This window comes from Sanguibacter inulinus, from assembly GCF_013415325.1.
Lineage (GTDB): Bacteria > Actinomycetota > Actinomycetes > Actinomycetales > Cellulomonadaceae > Sanguibacter > Sanguibacter inulinus.
Genome location: NZ_JACBYE010000030.1, coordinates 1 through 16,490 on the forward strand (window position 1 = coordinate 1; position 16,490 = coordinate 16,490).

Sequence of the window (16,490 nt, forward strand, 5' to 3'; positions counted from 1 at the left end):
GGGCTGGCGGGAGGACCGGGCGGGGTGGGCTGTGCGGACAGCGTGCGGGACTGGCGCGTAAAGTCGTGCGGATGGTCACCTTCAGCGACTCGGTGCGGGCGAGAGACGACGCCCGGCTCGTCGCGCTGCTGTCTCGGCGGCCCGACCTCGCGTCCCCCTCCCCCTCGACGCTGCTCTCGCTCGCCGCCCGTGCGATGAGCCGCGCGAGCGTCCACCGCGCCGTGGTGAGCCTGGACGTCGCGCACCTCGAGGTCCTCGAGGCTGTCCACGTGCTCGAGACGATCGGTGACGAGGCGACCGACGAGCGCATCCTCTCGGCAGTCCTCGGCAGCTCGCCCGAGCCTGACGACGCGGCGCGCCTCGCGCAGATCCTCGCCGACCTCGACGAGTCGGCGCTGCTCTGGCGCCCGACCCCGACGACGTACCGCGTGGCTCCGGGCGTCGACGAGGTGCAGGACACCTTTCCCGCCGGGCTCGGACCGTCGGCATCCGGTGCCCTGACAGCCTCCGGCAGCAGCTCCACCTCAGGCAGCAGCTCAGGCACCAGCACCAGCTCCGGCCGCGGCACCACCGCAGCCGCCGCCGCGAGCGCCAGCACCACCTCGAGCACCAGCCCAGGCCCCGCAGCGCAGACCGACTGGTCCCTCGCCGTCACCCCGGAGATGCACGAGGCCCTCGCCTCGGCGCCCGCCGGTGCCCGATCGATCCTCGCAGCCCTCACCTGGGGTCCGCCTGTGGGCCGGATGCCGAGCACAGCCGACGGCCCGACCGCCGCCCCGACCCGCTGGCTGCTCGAGCACGGCTTCGTCCGCAAGGCCGACGCGCACCACGTCCTGCTGCCGCGCGAGGTCGCCCTCGCCCTGCGCGAGGGACGCACTCACCGTGGTCTGAGCACACCTCCCCAGCTGCCGCCGGCCACCCTCGACCCGGCGACCGTCGAGGCCGAGTCGGCCCGCGCGGCGCAGGAGATCACACGCCTCGTCGCCGACCTCGTGGCCCTCTGGCAGGAGACACCCGCGGCGAGGCTGCGCTCGGGTGGTCTCGGCGTCCGCGACCTGCGCCGTCTCGGGCTGCGTCTCGAGGTCGACGAGCGCACGGCGGCCTTCGTGGTCGAGCTCGCCGCCATGGCCGGGCTCGTGGTCGACGACGGCGACGACCCCGCCTCCTACGCCCCGACCCTCGACGCCGACGACTGGCTCGCCGACGACCTCCCCCGCCGCTGGACCACCCTCGTGACGGCCTGGCACTCCTCGGCCCGCACCCCCTGGCTGGTCGGCAGCCGCGACGAGCGGGGAGCGTTGCGCAGCGCGCTCGAGCCCGAGCTCCACAGGGCGTGGGTCCCCAGGCTGCGCAGCGAGGTCCTCGGCGTCCTGCACGCCGCCCCGGGCACGCCGGTGACCGCCGACCAGATCACCTCCGTCCTGCGGTGGCGCGCCCCCCGCGCCGTGCCACCCCACGAGGCCGTCGACGCGCTCCTCGCCGAGTCCGCGCTGCTCGGCGTGACAGGTGCCGGGGCGCTCTCCGCAGCGGGCGCCGTCCTCGCCGGCGTCCCTGTCCTCACCGTCGCCGACGACGCGGCCCGCGCCGCGCTCGCCTCGGCGATGGGCGCGGCGCTGCCCGAGGCCGTCGACGACCTGCTGCTCCAGGGCGACCAGACGGGCATCGTCCCCGGTCGCCCGTCACCCGCCCTCGAGGCGCTGCTCGCCGACTCTGCCGTGGTGGAGTCGCGCGGCTCGGCGATCACCGTGCGCTTCACCCCCGAGTCGGTCACCCGGGCCCTCGACGCGGGCCGCACGGGCGAAGAGCTGCTCGCCGAGCTCGCCGTGCACTCCCGCTCAGGTGTTCCCCAGCCTCTCGAGTACCTCGTGCGGGACGCCGCCCGGCGGCACGGCCAGCTGCGGCTCGGGGCCGCGTCGGCCTACGTCAGGGTCGAAGACCCCGTGCTGCTCGCCGGGCTGGTCGAAGATCCCCGCCTGCGCGGCCTCGGGCTGTTCCGCATCGCGCCGACTGTCCTCGCCTCGTCGGCCGCGCCCTCCCAGCTGCTCGCGGCGCTGCGCGAGCGCGGTCTCGCCCCGGCGATGGAGGGCCCCGACGGCCAGGTCGTGCACGCCGACAGGCGCGCCCCTCGTGTCCGACTCGCCGGTCGGCGCGGCCGACGCCGGGCGCCCGGCGTTGACGGCTCGGTCCGCGCCGTGGCACCGGACCGTCCGGACCGCCTGCAGGCTCTCGTCGCCGTGCTGCGCCGCGGCGAGGAGCAGGCCCGCGCTGCGCAGGCCGCTGGGACCGCTGGGACCGCTGGGACCGCCCAGCCGAACCCGACAGCACCAGGCGCGGCGTCGGGAGGACGCGCGGCGACCACCTCGGCTCCAGGCCGGACCGCGAGCCCCGGCCGGACTGCTGGCGGCGGCGTCTCCGCAGGTCGCGGCCGCAGCGCTGACGGCTCGGCTGCCCCGTCTTCCGCGAGCGCGAGCACCGGCACCTCCTCGACCGCCGCGGGCCAGCCCGGTGAGGGAACAACAGAACCTGTCGTCGCGTTGGCACTGCTGCGTGAGGCGGCGGCCGACGGTCGTGAGGTGCTCGTCGACATCGTCGGCCCTTCAGGGGACCTGACCCGTCGTCGGCTCCGCCCGACGCGTCTGGACGCCGGTCGCCTGCGGGCTGTCGACGTCGCTCGCGAGTCCGAGCTCACCGTCGCCGTGCACCGCATCGCGAACGTCGAGCCCATCCCCGGCGCACCATGAGCCGTTCCTGACCCTCCGACTCCCCCGCACCTCGCCTCCGGGCGACCGGCGCGGGCACGCACCTCGCTCGACAGACCACCCACCCCAGGGAGAACGCTGCATGCCTGACGGCCCACTCATCGTCCAGAGCGACAAGTCCCTGCTGCTCGAGGTCGACCACCCGCAGTCCGACGCGGCGCGCCGCGCGATCGCGCCCTTCGCCGAGCTCGAGCGCGCCCCGGAGCACGTGCACACCTACCGCCTGACGCCGCTCGGGCTGTGGAACGCGCGCGCCGCGGGTCACGACGCCGAGCAGGTCGTCAACGTGCTGCTGGCCTTCAGCCGGTACGCGGTCCCGCACGCGCTGCTGGTCGACGTCGCGGAGACGATGTCGCGGTACGGGCGGCTCACGCTGTCCAAGCACCCGGTCCACGGCCTGGTGCTCGAGACCACGGACCGTGCCGTGCTCGCCGAGGTGATGAAGTCGAAGCGGACCGCCGGGCTGTTCGGCGACCGCATCGACGACGACACCGTGTCGGTCCACGCCTCTGAGCGCGGCCACCTCAAGCAGGTGCTGCTCAAGCTCGGCTGGCCCGCCGAGGACCTCGCGGGGTACGTCGACGGCGAGAAGCACCCGATCGACCTCAGCCCGACCGACCCCGGCCACGGCGACAAGCCCTGGGAGATGCGCCCCTACCAGCAGCAGGCCGTCGACGGGTTCTGGCACGGTGGCAGCGGTGTCGTGGTGCTGCCCTGCGGTGCGGGCAAGACGATCGTCGGCGCCGGAGCGATGGCCAGGTCCGGCACGACGACGCTCATCCTCGTGACCAACACCGTCTCGGCCCGGCAGTGGCGCGACGAGCTCGTGCGCCGCACGACGCTCACCGAGGACGAGATCGGCGAGTACTCAGGTGCCCGCAAGGAGATCCGCCCCGTCACCATCGCGACCTACCAGGTGCTGACGACCAAGCGGAAGGGCGTGTACACGCACCTCGAGCTGCTGGACGCCCGCGACTGGGGACTCGTGGTCTACGACGAGGTGCACCTGCTGCCGGCGCCGATCTTCCGCATGACGGCCGACCTCCAGGCCCGCCGCCGGCTCGGTCTGACGGCGACGCTCGTCCGTGAGGACGGCCGTGAGGACGAGGTCTTCTCGCTCATCGGCCCCAAGCGCTACGACGCCCCGTGGAAGGACATCGAGGCGCAGGGCTACATCGCCCCGGCCGACTGCGTCGAGGTGCGTCTGACGCTCCCCGAGCGCGACAGGATGCTCTACGCGACGGCCGAGCCCGAGGACAAGTACAGGCTCGCGGCCTGTGCACCGGGCAAGAACGCGATCGTGGAGAGGCTGGTCAAGCTGCACGAGGGCGACCCGACGCTCGTCATCGGCCAGTACATCGACCAGCTCGAAGAGCTCGGCGAGCACCTCGACGCACCTGTCATCACGGGGGCGACGTCGGTCAAGGAGCGTCAGCGGCTCTTCGACGCCTTCAGGACAGGTGAGATCACCAAGCTCGTGGTGAGCAAGGTCGCGAACTTCTCGATCGACCTGCCCGAGGCCTCGGTCGCGATCCAGGTGTCGGGGTCCTTCGGCTCCCGCCAGGAGGAGGCCCAGCGCCTCGGCCGGGTCATGCGCCCGAAGGCCGACGGGCGCACAGCGCACTTCTACGCGGTGGTCGCCCGCGACACCGTCGACCAGGAGTTCGCCGCGCACCGGCAGCGGTTCCTGGCCGAGCAGGGCTACGCGTACAGGATCGTGGACGCCGACGACATCGAGCAGGTCACGGACGAGCGCGCCTGACCCAGCAGGCAGGCCTGCCGCCCGCTCGACCGGCCAGGCTCGCCAGGCGCGTGCACCGCTCCCGCCGGTTCGGCTGCACGGTCCCCAGCACCGCCGGGGCCGTCGACGGGGTCGTCCCGTCGACGGCCCCGTTGCGGTCTTCTCGCAGGTAGCGCAGGATCGCAGGGTGGACCTTGCGCGTGCGTACCCGACTGTCCGGCACCCTGCTGCGCCCATGACCCACCTCGCCAGACCGGCGCTCGAGATCCGTGCCGCCCTCGCAGCGCTGCTCGCGGTCCTGGCCCTCGTGCTCCTCGCGCCGTCTGCCCGCGCGGACGAGCCGCTGAACCTGCCGACCGACGTCACCGACACCGCTGGCGTCCTCGACGAGGGTGCGGTCCGCTCGGCCCTCGACGCGCTCCGCGACGACACGGACCAGCAGCTGTTCGTCGCCTACGTCCCCACCTTCGACGGTGCCGACGGCCCGGCGTGGGCCGAGGAGACCTTCGCGCTGTCGGGCATGGGGACGAACGACGTGCTCCTCGCCGTCGCCGTGGACGACCGCCGGTACGCGCTCTACGTCGGTCCGGGCAACCCCCTCACCGACGACCAGCTCGACGCCGTCGAGGTCGCCGTCGAAGACCGTCTCGCGCAGGACGACTGGACAGGCGGGGCCGTCGCCGCCGCCGACACCCTGCGCTCAGAGCTCACCGGAGGCTCGGGACCAAGCGCGTTCACGGTCCTGCTGGTCGGAGGTCTCGTGGTGATCGCCCTGATCGCCCTCGTGGCCTGGGCCGCCGCGCGACGTCGCCGCAGCGCGGGCAACCCCGCCGAGGGTGGCCTCTCGACCCTGCCGACCGACGAGCTCGAGCGGCGCGCGAGCACCGCCCTCGTCGCCGTCGACGACGACCTCAAGACAGCCGAGCAAGAGCTCGGCTTCGCCCAGGCCCAGTTCGGCCCCGAGGCGACAGCCTCCTACGAGGCTGCGCTGGCCGCCGCCAAGGGCGCGGTCACCCGCGCCTTCACCCTGCGCCAGCAGCTCGACGACTCGACCCCCGAGACCGAGCCCCAGAAGCGGGTCATGCTCGCCGAGATCATCGGGCTGTGCGACCAGGTCACGGAGTCCCTCGACGCCGAGGGCGCCCAGCTGACCGAGCTCCGCAACCTGCAGGCCACGGTCCCCGAGGTGCTCGCCGAGACCCGTGAGCGGATCACGACGGCTCGCGCGCGGGTCGAGCCGGCCCGCGGGGCCCTCGCCTCCCTGGCCGTCACCTACCCGGCCTCGGCCCTCACCTCGGTGTCCGCCAACCCAGACCAGGCGGTCCGCCTCCTCGACGCCGCCGCCGACTCGGTGACCGCGGGTGAGGCGGCCGTGACGGGCGGCGACAGGGCGACGGCTGTCGGCCACTCCCGCGCCGCGTCGCAGGCCGTCGGTCAGGCCCTCGTGCTCCTCGACGCCGTGGACTCGGCCGGTGCAGACCTGGCGAGCGCCGGTCCGCGCCTCGACGCCGCCCTCACGTCGATCGCCTCCGACCTCGCCGACGCCGACAGGCTGGGTGCGGGTGACCCGGCTGTCTCGGCTGCGGCCGACCGCGCACGCAGCGTCGTCGCGCAGGCTCAGGCCGCGCGGTCCGGCGGCGACCCGCTCGCCGCGATCCGCGACGTCACCGAGGCCGAGGCCGCGCTCGACACGGCCCTCGCACCCCGACGCGAGGCCGACGAGCAGCGTGCCAGGGCTGCGGCTCTGCTCGCGGAGACCCTCGGCCGGGTCAGGTCGCAGATCACCGCGGTGTCCGACTTCATCACCACCCGCAAGGGGGCCGTCGGCCCGGAGGCCCGCACCCGGCTCTCGGAGGCCACCCGGCTCTTCGACGAGGCCCGGGCACTGGCGCCCTCCGACCCCGTGACGGCGCTCGACACCATCCGTCGGTGCGAGCAGCTCGTGCAGTCGGCGCAGCAGCTGGCGCAGGCCGACGTGCAGTCCTGGGAGAACCGTCAGGGGCCGGGCAGCGGCGGGTCGAACGTCGGGGGCATGATCCTCGGCGGCATCCTCATCGACTCGATCTTGCGCGGCGGCTCCGGCAGCCGCGGAGGCTACGGCGGCGGAGGAGGTTTCGGCGGAGGCGGCTTCGGTGGTGGCTTCGGGGGCGGCGGACGCAGCCGTGGCGGTGGCTTCGGGGGCGGCGGCGGCCGGAGCGGAGGCAGCCGCGGAGGCGGCGGTCGCAGCAGGGGCGGTCGCTTCTAGCCGGCCGCCGCGACGCAGGTCCGCCGCAGACGGGAGCACGTCAGACCACGCCGGCCCACGAGCAGAGCACGGCACGCGCCGTGCGCACCACACGTCCGGGCGGCGCAGCCCACCGCCGGGCACGCACCTCACACAGCACGTATCTCACACAGCACGCACGAGAGAGAAGGCACGCACATGGCACAGAAGCAGAGCATCTTCGGACGGGTCGCGCAGCTGGCGAAGGCCAACATCAACGCCCTCCTCGACGGCGCGGAGGACCCCCAGAAGATGCTGGACCAGCTGGTCCGCGACTACACGAACAACATCGCGGAGGCCGAGCAGGCCGTCGCCCTGACCATCGGCAACCTGCGTCTCGCCGAGCAGGACTACAACGAGGACGTCGCTGCCGTCCAGGAGTGGGGCAGCAAGGCCGTCGCCGCGTCGCAGCGCGCCGACCAGTACCGCGCGGCGGGCAACACCGCCGACGCGGACAAGTTCGACAACCTCGCCAAGATCGCCCTGCAGAAGCAGATCTCGTCCGAGACCGAGGTTCGGCAAGCCGAGCCGTCGATCACCGCGCAGCGCGAGACCGTCGAGAAGCTCAAGACCGGCCTCACGCAGATGAAGTCCAAGCTGGCCGACCTCAAGTCCCGTCGGGACTCGCTCGTCGCGCGGCAGAAGACGGCCGAGGCCCAGCAGACCGTGCAGGGAGCGCTCAGCTCGATCAACGTGCTCGACCCCACGAGCGAGATCTCGCGCTTCGAGGAGAAGGTCCGCCGCGAGGAGGCCAAGGCCATCGGTCAGGCCGAGGTCGCGGCGTCCTCGCTCGACGCGCAGTTCGAAGAGCTGGAGGCCTCGGGCGCGCAGATCGAGATCGAGGCACGGCTCGCCGCCCTCAAGTCGGGCAGCACGGCCGGCGCCCCGCAGATCAGCAGCACGCCGGTCACCCCGTCGATCGAGGGGTGACACCGGTCGAGGGCTGACACCGGTCGAGGGCTGACAGCCACGTCCGAGGGCCGGCGCGCACGGCCCGCTGCTCACCGCGCAGGAGCGCCGAGCAGCGGGCCGTCGCGCTGCCTCGCTGTCGGCTCAGACGAGCACGGACTCCGTGCTGGTCGTGAGGACCTGCTCGACGAAGGCCCGAGCGAGCTCCGCGCCGTTCGTCTCGGCCCGCTCGGCCGCCTGGGCGAGGCTCTCGAGGGCCTCGGCACGCTCGGCCGGCTCGGCGTCGGCGAGCCACTGCTCGAGCATCGCCGCGTCGGCCTCCGGGTGGAACTGGACCGCGAGGGCCGAACCGAGCCTGAAGGCCTGGAAGGGGTACATGTTCGACGAGGCGAGCCAGACGGCGTCGCGGGGCAGCTCGCTCACGGCGTCGGCGTGGTCGGTCGGGTAGACGCTCGCACGTCCACCCACCTCGGCCGCAGCGCGGGCCGTCGCGCCGACGACAGCATCGGTGCGCGCCTCGGGACGCCAGAAGATCCTGACCGCTCCGGACTCGCGCCCGGGAGGGGCTGCGACGGTCACCTGGCCGCCGCCGGCGACGGCGAGCAGCTGGGCACCCAGGCAGACGGCGAGCGTCGGGACGCCCGAGGTCGCGGCGTCGAGCAGGAGCGTGCGCAGACCCGGCAGCCACGGGGTCCGCTCGTCGTCGTAGGCAGTGCCGTCGCCGCCGAGCACCACGAGTCCGGCGCCGAGGTCGGCGAGGGCCGGGAGCGCCTCGCCCGCGTGCGGGCGGACAGTCCTCACGGTGAGTCCCGCCGCGGTCAGGTGCTGCTCGAAGGAGCCGAGCGGGGCGTCGGGGGCGTTCTCGATCACGGTCACGTGTGCTGCAGTCATCAGAATCATCCTCAGGGCTGGTGCACCACCGGGGCGGTGGCAGGAAGAGACGACGGTCAGCAGCGCTGGTGACCGCACTCGCTGGGGGCGAGCATCTGCCCACGGTACGGCTGCCCGCGGCGCCCTCCCAAACGCCGAGGTCAGATCGTTACCATCTCGCAGCCGATCCCGCACCCGGAAGGTTCGCGACGGGCCCTCCGACCGGGCCCGGACGGTGCTGACGCAGGGTCGGCGGGACGTGCGTGCGGGGGCTCGAAGACCTGCCCGACCCGCGTCCTGACGCCGTCCGCACCTGTGGACGATGCCGCTCGGAGCGGCCCTGCGACCTATAGTCGTCTCATGTCCGGCATCGAAACGCGCAGCGCGCGTCCCACGTACCTGCTCGTCGACGGCGAGAACATCGACGCCACCCTCGGCATGAACGTCCTGGGGCACCGCCCCGCCCCCGAGGAGCGCCCGCGCTGGGACCGCATCTCGGAGTTCGCGCTGTCCCTGTGGGGCCAGCCGGTCACCCCCCTGTTCTTCCTCAACGCCTCCTCCGGCCAGATGCCGATGCCCTTCGTGCAGGCGCTGCTCGCGATGGGCTACCGCCCGATCCCGCTGGCCGGCGCGAGCCACGAGAAGGTCGTGGACATGGGTATCCAGCGCACCCTCGAGGCCATCAAGGACGTCGACGGCGACGTCCTGCTCGCCAGCCACGACGGTGACTTCCTGCCGCAGGTCGAGGCCCTCCTCGACGGCGAGCGCCGTGTCGGGCTCATGTGCTTCCGCGAGTTCGTCAACGGCCGCCTCAACGAGCTGAGCGCCCGCGGGCTGCAGTTCTTCGACCTCGAAGAGACCGTCGGTGCCTTCACGACCCCGCTGCCGCGCGTGCGCATCATCCCGATCGAGGAGTTCGACCCGCTCCGCTACATCTGACCCAGGTGCCTCTCAGGCACCTCTCAGCGAACAGTCGCACACTGGTGGCATGACCGAACCCGAGGCACGTCTCGTCGTGGTCGACGACGAGCCGAACATCAGAGAGCTGCTCGCGACCTCGCTGCGCTTCGCAGGCTTCGAGGTCTTCGCGGCCGAGGACGGCATGAGCGCGCTCAAGCTCGTCCGCGACACCGAGCCCGACCTCGTCGTGCTCGACGTGATGCTGCCCGACATGGACGGCTTCACAGTCACCCGTCGCATGCGCGAGAAGGGCCAGCACATGCCCGTGCTGTTCCTCACCGCGCGCGACGACACCCAGGACAAGATCACCGGGCTGACGGTCGGCGGCGACGACTACGTCACCAAGCCCTTCAGCCTCGAAGAGGTCGTGGCGCGCATCCGTGCCGTGCTGCGACGCACCCACGCGACCCCCGTCGACGACGCCGTGCTGCGCTTCGCAGACCTCGAGCTCGACGACGACTCGCACGAGGTGCGCCGCGGCGGCCGCGTGATCGACCTCTCGCCGACAGAGTTCAAGCTGCTGCGCTACCTCATGCTCAACCCGGGCCGGGTGCTGTCCAAGGCGCAGATCTTGGACCACGTGTGGCAGTACGACTGGGGCGGCGACGCGAACATCGTCGAGTCGTACATCTCGTACCTGCGGCGCAAGATCGACAACGCCCCGCTGCCGGACGGCTCGATGCCGGAGCCGCTCATCGCGACCAAGCGCGGCGTCGGCTACCTGCTCCGCCAGCCGCCCAAGAGGTAGCGCGTGGCGCAGCACCACGAGCCGCCGGTCCCGCCGCCCCCGCCTGCCGACCAGCAGGCGGGTGGCGGCGCTGCCGTCGACCCCGCGCGCGGCTCCGGTGCCCCGGCCGACGAGACCCCCGCAGCGCCTGCGGGCCTGCAGGGCGAAGGCGAGTACGTCGGACCTGTCACGGCCTTCTGGGCCCGCACCCCGCTGCGCGCCCGGCTCATCGCGATCGTCACTGCGATGCTGCTCGCCGGTCTCGGCATCTCCGTGGCCCTCACCTCGACAGTGCTGTCCCGCTACCTCACGGACCAGCTCGACACGCAGCTCCAGGTGACGGCGAGCCAGGTGGTCCCCCAGGCGGTCTACGCCTACCGCGAGACGGGCCAGGCCTACCTGCCGAACGACTACTACATCCTCGCGTTCTTCCCCGAGCTCGGCAGCCGTCCGCTCGTCAGCGGGACCACGACGGAGAAGTACGGGATCCCGGCGATCACCGCGTACACCTTCGCCCAGGGCAGCATGCCCTCGGGCGTCTTCACCGTGGACGGGGTCCAGGACGGCAGCGGCGGGACGAGCGAGTGGCGCGCCCAGTCCTTCTCGTTCTCCTTCCAGGACGGCAGCCAGATCACCGGCTATGTCGCCCTCCCCCTAGCCCCCGTCCAGCAGACCGTCGCGCAGATCCAGCGCATCCTCATCGTCACGACGCTCGCGCTCACGGTCCTCGGCGCCACCATCGGCTACGTCGCGATCCGCAGGTCCCTGCGCCCGCTGCACACCATCGAGCGCACAGCCGCGCGCATCGCCGACGGCGACCTCAGCCAACGCGTCCCGCAGGCCCCTGTCACGACGGAGGTCGGCAGCCTCGCGCGCTCGCTCAACACGATGCTCGCCCAGATCGAGCAGTCCTTCGACGCCCAGGAGGCCTCCGAGGCCCGCATGCGCCGCTTCGTCTCGGACGCGAGCCACGAGCTGCGCACCCCGCTCGCGACGGTCCGCGGCTACGGCGAGCTGTACAGGATGGGCGCGCTGACCACCCCTGACGCGATGGACGACACCATGCGGCGGATCGAGGACTCGGCCACCCGCATGGGCACGCTGGTCAACGACCTGCTCGCGCTCGCCCGCCTCGACGAGGGCCGACCGATCCGGTCGGACCCCGTGGACCTCGTGACGCTCGCCCGCGACTCCGTCGACGACCTGCACGCCCTCGACCCGAGCCGGACCGTGCGCCTCACAGCGCTCGACGGCGTCTCACCGCCAGCCCCGGTCACGGTGACCGGCGACGAAGACCGGCTGCGCCAGGTGCTCACCAACCTCATCGGCAACGTCGCCCAGCACACCCCGGCGGGCACGGCCGCCGAGATCGCTGTCGGCCCGGGCGACGAGCCGGCGCAGGTGGTGCTCGAGGTCCGCGACCACGGCCCGGGCGTCCCGGCGGACCAGGCCGGCCGGGTCTTCGAGCGCTTCTACAGGGCCGACTCCTCGCGCAACCGCTCCTCGGGCGGCTCGGGGCTCGGCATGGCGATCGTCGCCGCGATCGTCGCCGCGCACCGCGGGACGGTCTCGGTCCACGAGACCGACGGCGGCGGGCTCACCGTCCGTGCCGTGCTGCCGGCCCAGAGCCGCTCCGACGACCTGCAGGAGCCTGGCGCACCGACCGCCTGAGGATCGGTCCCGGCCAGGCCGTCAGGCCAGCACCGGTCGGTCTCGGCGCTCCCCGCAGCGCCCGTGACCTGCGCCGGTGCGCCGTCGCGCCAGAACAGGGCTAGCATTGCCGGTCGTCCCGACATCAGCGTCTGGGACACCCGTGAAGACCGATACTCGTCGAAGGTTTGGTTCATGCTTCCTGGAAGCGTCGATGCACCGCAGTGGCTCATGTCGTCCTGGATCCGCAGCTGTCAGGCCGCCGGGGCGTCCGTCCCCGAGGCAGACCTCCGAGCGACAGGTCAGGCCCTGCTCGACCGCTGGAGCGAGCCGACGCGGTTCTACCACACGGTCAAGCACCTCGCCGACGTGCTCTCCCGCGTCGACGAGCTCGCCGAGGAGACCCACGAGCCCGACCTCGTCAGGCTCGCCGCCTGGTACCACGGCGCGATCTTCAACGCCGAGACCCGGGTCGCCTACGCCACGCAGGGCGGAGAGGACGAGGTCGCGAGCGCGGCCCTCGCCCGCACCGAGCTGGTCGGCATGGGGATCCGCGAGCAGTCGGCCGAGAGGGTATCGCAGCTCGTCACGGCGCTCGCCCGCCACAAGCCGGCCCCCGGCGACTTCGACTGCGCGGTGCTCTGCGACGCCGACATGGCGATCCTCGCGGCCGAGCCGCAGCGCTACACCTGCTACGTCCGTGACATCCGCAAGGAGTACGAGCACATCCCGGTCCGCGACTACCTGGCCGCGCGGCACCGCATCCTCACCAAGCTCGTCAACCGCAAGTCGCTGTTCTCGAGCCCGGTGGCCGCGTCCTGGGAGGATGCCGCACGCCAGAACCTGGCGGGCGAGCTCGCCCGGGTCGAGAAGGAGATCTCGAAGCTCCCGGCCGAGCCCGTCCCGTCAGACGTCGAGGCCGTCTAGGCCTGTCGCGCCCGGAGCACCCTGACCTCCCACGGCGCGAGGACCTGCCCCGCGGCGGCAGCGCGCTCAGGGTAGTTGGCGACGACCACCTCGGCCTCCGCCCACCCGCCCAGCAGCGGCACCTCGAGGTCGTCACCGGACACGTTGCCCACGACGAGCAGCTGGTCGTCGTCTCCGTCGCGGGTGAAGGCGTAGAGACGCTCGTGGTCGGGCTCGAGCATCGTGAAGCGCCCGAGCGCGACGGTGCTGTCCGTGTGCCGCAGCTCGATCAGCCGCTGGTAGAACGCGAAGACCGAGCGCTCCGACGCCCTGTCTGCCTCGACATTGACCTCGACAGCGTGCGGGCTCACAGGGATCCACGGGGTCCCTGTCGTGAAGCCGGCCGTGGGGGTGGCGTCCCACTGCACGGGTGTCCGGGCGTTGTCCCGGCTCATCGCCCGCAGACCGGCGAGCACCTCGTCGGCCGGTCGTCCGCCCTCGACGACAGCCTCCCGGTAGTAGTTCACCGACTCGATGTCACGGAAGTCGTCGGGCCTTGCGAAGGGCACGTTGGTCATGCCGATCTCTTCGCCCTGGTAGACGTACGGCGTGCCCCGGTGCAGGTGCAGGATCGCCGCCCAGAGCGTCGCGGACTCGTAGCGGTAGGTGCCGTCGTCGCCGAACCTCGAGACGTGCCGCGGCTGGTCGTGGTTGCCGAGGTACAGGCTGTTCCACCCGACGTCGGCGAGCCCCTCCTGCCACCGCCCCATCGAGCGCTTGAGCGCGACGAGGTCGAGCGGGCGCGGGTCGAACTTGTCGGTGCCCTGGTCGAGCGACACGTGCTCGAACTGGAAGACCATGTCGAGCTCGCGGCGCGACGGGTCGGTGAACAGGCGTGCGTCGTCGACGGTCACGCCCGGCATCTCGCCGACGGTGATGAGGTCTGCCTCGCGCCCCGCGAAGACAGCCTCGTGCATCTCCTGCAGGAACTCGTGCAGACGGGGTCCCATCTGGAAGCCGATCCCTGAGGCCTGCGCTCCCCCGTCCACCTGCTCGAGGTTCTTCGAGATGAGGTTGATGACGTCCATGCGGAAGCCGTCGACCCCGCGGTCGAGCCAGCGGTTCATCATCGCGTAGACCGCGGCGCGGACCTCGGGGTTCTCCCAGTTGAGGTCGGGCTGCTGCGGGGCGAAGAGATGCAGGTAGAACTGCCCGGTCGTCTCGTCGAAGGTCCACGCGGGTCCGCTGAAGGCGGACCGCCAGTCGTTCGGCTCGACGGGTGCGACGGGCAGCTCCGCGGCTGTCGGGGCCTCCCGCGACGCTCCCTCTGCGGGCTCGACCGGCAGGTCCGACGCGGCGACGGCCCGCGGGTCGCGCCACCAGTACCAGTCGCGCTTGGCGTTGGTGAGCGACGAGCGGGACTCCTGGAACCACGGGTGCTCGTCGCTCGTGTGGTTGACCACGAGGTCCATGACGAGCTTCATCCCGCGTGCGTGCACGGCCTCGAGCAGCGCGTCGAAGTCGTCGAGCGTCCCGAAGAGCGGGTCGATGCCCTCGTAGTCGGAGATGTCGTAGCCGTTGTCGTGCTGGGGCGAGGGGTAGACCGGCGAGAGCCAGACGACGTCGACGCCGAGGTCGGCCAGGTGGTCGAGGCGCGAGAGGATCCCCCGGAGGTCGCCGACCCCGTCGCCGTCGGAGTCCGCAAAGCTCCGCGGGTAGACCTGGTAGACGACCGCCCGGGTCCACCAGGCGGGCGTGCCGGGAGTGCGCTCCTCGTCGTCTGGACCTGTCGTGCTCCGCACTGTCGCGGACCGGACGGGTGCTGACTCGTGGACTGTCATTTGATCGACCCTCTCATCACGCCGGAGATCACCCATCGCTGGGCGAAGAGATAGACGAGCAGCAACGGTGCCATCGCCATGAGGTACGACGCGAACGCCGCTGTGTAGTTCGTGTTGAACTGACCCTGGAACACGTAGTTGGCCAGCGGCAACGTCTGCGCCGCAGGGTCGGAGAGCACCACGAGCGGGAGCAGGAAGTCGTTCCAGGCCCACACGCAGGTGAGGATCCCGACAGTCGCGAGCATCGGGGAGAGCAGCGGGAAGACGATCTTGGTGAAGACCGTCCACGTCGACGCACCGTCGAGCAGGGCCGCCTCTTCGAGCTCGACCGGGATGGACCGGATGAAGGCCGTGAAGAACAGGGTGTTCGTCGAGAGCCCGAAGACTGTGTAGAGCAGGATCAGCCCGCCCTGGTTGTCGAGCCCGAGCAGCGACGTCTGCTTGACGACGGGCAGCATGATGATGGGGAACGGCACGAAGATCGCCGACACCAGGTAGAAGTAGATCCCCTTGAAGAGCCTGCGGTGCATGTTGCGTGCGATGGCGTAGGCGACCATCGCGTTGGTCGCGAGGGTGAGCAGCACCGCTCCGACGGTGATGAGCGCTGTGTTCATGAGCGCCCGAGGGAAGTTCGTGAGGTTCCACGCGTCCGCGAAGTTCTGCAGGTGGACCGAGGTGGGGAGCTCAAAACCGGAGCCACCGAGCTGGTCGGGGGTCTTGAGCGCTGTCACCACCGTGAAGTAGAGCGGGACGAGGACGGTGAGGGCGCACACCGCGAGCAGCGCGGTGAGCCACCAGTTGACCTGGCGCCCCTCCTCGTCGCGGCCACGGCGACGTCGCCGGACGGGGGTCGCCGGGACCGTGGCCGATCCAGGGGCAGTGGACGATGCTGGGGAAAGGGTTGGTGATGTCATCAGAACGACGCCTCCCGACGCTGGAGCACACGCAGCTGCAACACGGAGATGAGGACGATCACGACGAGGAAGATCACCGCGTTGGCGGTCTGGTAGGCGTACTCGCCGCCCTGGAACCCGCCTCTGTAGATGAGCAGGGACACCGACTGCGTCGACGTTCCCGGTCCGCCGGCCGTGAGGGCCATGATGTGGTCGAAGACCTGGAGGAAGTTCTTCAGCGAGAGCACCATGTTGATGGTGAAGAACGGCCCGATGAGCGGGAAGGTGATCGACGTGAACTTCCGCCACGTGCTCGCGCCGTCGAGGGACGCCCCCTCGTAGAGCTCGCCCGGGATCGTCTGGAGCCCGGCGAGGTAGATGATGATGTTGAAGGCCGCGGCCTGCCACACCGCGAGGATCACGATCCCCACCCACGCGAGGTCGGGGTTCGCCAGGATCGAGGTCGAGAGGGCGTCGATGCCCAGCCTCGAGGCGATCTCGGGGAGCGAGTTCGAGAACAGGTAGTTGAACACGTAGCCGATGACGAGGATCGACAAGATGTTCGGGATGAAGAAGATGCCGCGCAGGCCCGTCCGGAACTTGATGCGGGAGTTGAGGCCGATGGCGATCGCGAGGGCGATGACGTTGACGAGGACCGTCGAGACGAGCGCGAAGCCGAAGGTGAAGGCGTAGGCGTTGAGGACCTGGTCGTCCTTGAACAGGTTCACGTAGTTGGTGAACCAGGTAAAGTCCCACTCGCCGTAGCCGGCATAGTTCGTCATCGAGAAGAACACCCCGTTGAGCACGGGGATCGTGTGCAGCACGAAGAACAGCAGGACGGCCGGGAGCACCATCCAGTAGAAGGTCCGGGAGATCCGGCTCGTGCCGGGTCGGCGGCGTGCCGCGGCCCGGGAGGTCGTGGCACGCGGTGCACGCGCCGGGGCTGTCGAGGACGTGGTCATGGTCGGTGC

12 protein-coding genes are annotated in these 16,490 nt (G+C 71.6%); 8 read left to right on the top strand and 4 right to left on the bottom strand.

What is annotated here, in order from left to right:
• Positions 1 to 71: 71 nt before the first annotated feature.
• The 4 genes from HZZ10_RS12180 to HZZ10_RS12195 all read left to right on the top strand — a co-directional run bounded on the left by HZZ10_RS12180 (position 72) and on the right by HZZ10_RS12195 (position 7,693).
• Positions 72 to 2,741, top strand: coding sequence for a helicase-associated domain-containing protein (locus HZZ10_RS12180; RefSeq protein ID WP_179913719.1), 2,670 nt, complete (start codon positions 72 to 74; stop codon positions 2,739 to 2,741).
• Positions 2,742 to 2,841: 100 nt separating this feature from the next.
• Positions 2,842 to 4,521: a DNA repair helicase XPB gene (locus tag HZZ10_RS12185; RefSeq protein WP_056128201.1), complete on the top strand. Its 1,680-nt coding sequence runs from the start codon at positions 2,842 to 2,844 to the stop codon at positions 4,519 to 4,521.
• 166 nt (positions 4,522 to 4,687) lie between these two features.
• Entirely contained in the window at positions 4,688 to 6,745 is a 2,058-nt protein-coding gene (locus HZZ10_RS12190) for a TPM domain-containing protein (RefSeq protein WP_179913720.1), read from the top strand.
• A 177-nt stretch (positions 6,746 to 6,922) separates the two neighbouring features.
• Positions 6,923 to 7,693, top strand: a complete 771-nt coding sequence (locus tag HZZ10_RS12195) for a PspA/IM30 family protein (RefSeq protein WP_056128196.1) — start codon at positions 6,923 to 6,925, stop codon at positions 7,691 to 7,693.
• 123 nt (positions 7,694 to 7,816) lie between these two features.
• Here the strand turns inward: HZZ10_RS12195 and HZZ10_RS12200 are convergent, their stop codons facing one another.
• Entirely contained in the window at positions 7,817 to 8,563 is a 747-nt protein-coding gene (locus tag HZZ10_RS12200) for a type 1 glutamine amidotransferase (RefSeq protein ID WP_056128192.1), read from the bottom strand.
• A 339-nt stretch (positions 8,564 to 8,902) separates the two neighbouring features.
• Here HZZ10_RS12200 and HZZ10_RS12205 point away from each other — a divergent pair, with 339 nt between their 5' ends.
• The 4 genes from HZZ10_RS12205 (at position 8,903) to HZZ10_RS12220 (ending at position 12,806) form a co-directional block, all read left to right on the top strand.
• Complete coding sequence (locus tag HZZ10_RS12205; RefSeq protein WP_056128190.1) at positions 8,903 to 9,481, top strand: NYN domain-containing protein; 579 nt, start codon at positions 8,903 to 8,905, stop codon at positions 9,479 to 9,481.
• A 49-nt stretch (positions 9,482 to 9,530) separates the two neighbouring features.
• Positions 9,531 to 10,250: a response regulator transcription factor gene (locus tag HZZ10_RS12210; RefSeq protein WP_056128188.1), complete on the top strand. Its 720-nt coding sequence runs from the start codon at positions 9,531 to 9,533 to the stop codon at positions 10,248 to 10,250.
• 3 nt (positions 10,251 to 10,253) lie between these two features.
• On the top strand, positions 10,254 to 11,900 hold the full coding sequence (locus tag HZZ10_RS12215) for a sensor histidine kinase (RefSeq protein ID WP_308507570.1): 1,647 nt from the start codon (positions 10,254 to 10,256) through the stop codon (positions 11,898 to 11,900).
• Between the two features lie 174 nt (positions 11,901 to 12,074).
• A complete protein-coding gene (locus tag HZZ10_RS12220; protein ID WP_228087512.1) occupies positions 12,075 to 12,806 on the top strand; it encodes an HD domain-containing protein in 732 nt (243 codons plus the stop codon).
• Here the strand turns inward: HZZ10_RS12220 and HZZ10_RS12225 are convergent.
• Genes HZZ10_RS12225 through HZZ10_RS12235 form a run of 3 tightly spaced genes read right to left on the bottom strand, consistent with a single transcriptional unit; the run spans position 12,803 to position 16,481 of the window.
• Positions 12,803 to 14,626: an alpha-glucosidase gene (locus HZZ10_RS12225; RefSeq protein WP_179913721.1), complete on the bottom strand. Its 1,824-nt coding sequence runs from the start codon at positions 14,624 to 14,626 to the stop codon at positions 12,803 to 12,805. The genes HZZ10_RS12220 and HZZ10_RS12225 overlap by 4 nt on opposite strands.
• Positions 14,623 to 15,540: a carbohydrate ABC transporter permease gene (locus tag HZZ10_RS12230; protein WP_056128179.1), complete on the bottom strand. Its 918-nt coding sequence runs from the start codon at positions 15,538 to 15,540 to the stop codon at positions 14,623 to 14,625. The genes HZZ10_RS12225 and HZZ10_RS12230 overlap by 4 nt, the downstream gene beginning before the upstream one ends.
• The gene (locus tag HZZ10_RS12235) at positions 15,540 to 16,481 is read right to left on the bottom strand and encodes a carbohydrate ABC transporter permease (protein WP_179913722.1); all 942 of its coding nucleotides are present in this window, start codon (positions 16,479 to 16,481) and stop codon (positions 15,540 to 15,542) included. The genes HZZ10_RS12230 and HZZ10_RS12235 overlap by 1 nt, the downstream gene beginning before the upstream one ends.
• Positions 16,482 to 16,490: the final 9 nt, after the last annotated feature.

Excerpts from the sequence above, each read along its gene's own strand:
- HZZ10_RS12180 (WP_179913719.1), top strand. The coding sequence starts at position 72 with ATGGTCACCTTCAGCGACTCGGTGCGGGCGAGAGACGACGCCCGGCTC.
- HZZ10_RS12185 (WP_056128201.1), top strand. The coding sequence starts at position 2,842 with ATGCCTGACGGCCCACTCATCGTCCAGAGCGACAAGTCCCTGCTGCTC.
- HZZ10_RS12195 (WP_056128196.1), top strand. The coding sequence starts at position 6,923 with ATGGCACAGAAGCAGAGCATCTTCGGACGGGTCGCGCAGCTGGCGAAG.
- HZZ10_RS12200 (WP_056128192.1), bottom strand. The coding sequence starts at position 8,563 with ATGACTGCAGCACACGTGACCGTGATCGAGAACGCCCCCGACGCCCCG.
- HZZ10_RS12205 (WP_056128190.1), top strand. The coding sequence starts at position 8,903 with ATGTCCGGCATCGAAACGCGCAGCGCGCGTCCCACGTACCTGCTCGTC.
- HZZ10_RS12210 (WP_056128188.1), top strand. The coding sequence starts at position 9,531 with ATGACCGAACCCGAGGCACGTCTCGTCGTGGTCGACGACGAGCCGAAC.
- HZZ10_RS12220 (WP_228087512.1), top strand. The coding sequence starts at position 12,075 with ATGCTTCCTGGAAGCGTCGATGCACCGCAGTGGCTCATGTCGTCCTGG.
- HZZ10_RS12225 (WP_179913721.1), bottom strand. The coding sequence starts at position 14,626 with ATGACAGTCCACGAGTCAGCACCCGTCCGGTCCGCGACAGTGCGGAGC.
- HZZ10_RS12230 (WP_056128179.1), bottom strand. The coding sequence starts at position 15,540 with ATGACATCACCAACCCTTTCCCCAGCATCGTCCACTGCCCCTGGATCG.
- HZZ10_RS12235 (WP_179913722.1), bottom strand. The coding sequence starts at position 16,481 with ATGACCACGTCCTCGACAGCCCCGGCGCGTGCACCGCGTGCCACGACC.